The organism is Glaciimonas sp. Gout2, from assembly GCF_035018905.1.
GTDB lineage: Bacteria > Pseudomonadota > Gammaproteobacteria > Burkholderiales > Burkholderiaceae_D > Glaciimonas.
In genome coordinates this window covers 1-652 of sequence record NZ_JASJXA010000128.1, presented here as the reverse complement: position 1 = coordinate 652, position 652 = coordinate 1, and the positions used below count along the sequence as shown (strand labels likewise).

Here is a 652-nt window from a genome sequence, read left to right as displayed (position 1 = left end):
TGTTATCGATGTAATCGAGCGCATCGAACACCGGTCCGTACACTTGCGGTGCACAACGCAGTGAGTAGACATCCTGAATCCGCGCCGTGTACGGAATGTCAGTGCGGCGGGATTCTTCGGGAAACTGTACGGCGCGGGCTTCATGCGTGGTGCGGGTTGAACCTTTGAGTAATTTGCGCACGACCGCTGCCGTTTTGATTTGACCGGCATGCGGACGTGCCTGCTGAATGCGTGGATCAAAGGCGGCCATTTCGGCCCGCATTGCTTCCAATGTCAGGCCTAATGACAGGCAGGCATCGGTTAAGAGATGACGGGCATCGTGGGCCACCAATACGGCAACAGCCAGCGAAGCGGTGCAACCATTAATGAGCGCCGACGCATCCTTGGCTTGCAAATCAAATTTGACCGGCGCGATACCCGCGGCGGTAATGGCTTGCGGTGCGCGCATGCGCTGGCCCTGATACATGACTTCGGCTTCATCGAAACCGGCAATGGCCGCCGCCAGATACGATAGCGGTGCCAGATCGCCGGACGCGCCGACCGATCCTTTTTGCGGCATGATCGGGTGAATACCGGCGTTCAGAAAAGCCAGCAGACGATCCACCACTTCAACCCGCGGGGCCGAATAATTACTCGCAAAAGCATTGGCGCG

At 58.0% G+C, this 652-nt stretch carries 1 protein-coding gene; it reads right to left on the bottom strand.

Annotation, left to right across the window (positions count from 1 at the left end):
- Positions 1-652: aromatic amino acid ammonia-lyase (locus QN379_RS23450; RefSeq protein WP_323507767.1), on the bottom strand; the 652-nt coding region annotated here is incomplete at both ends.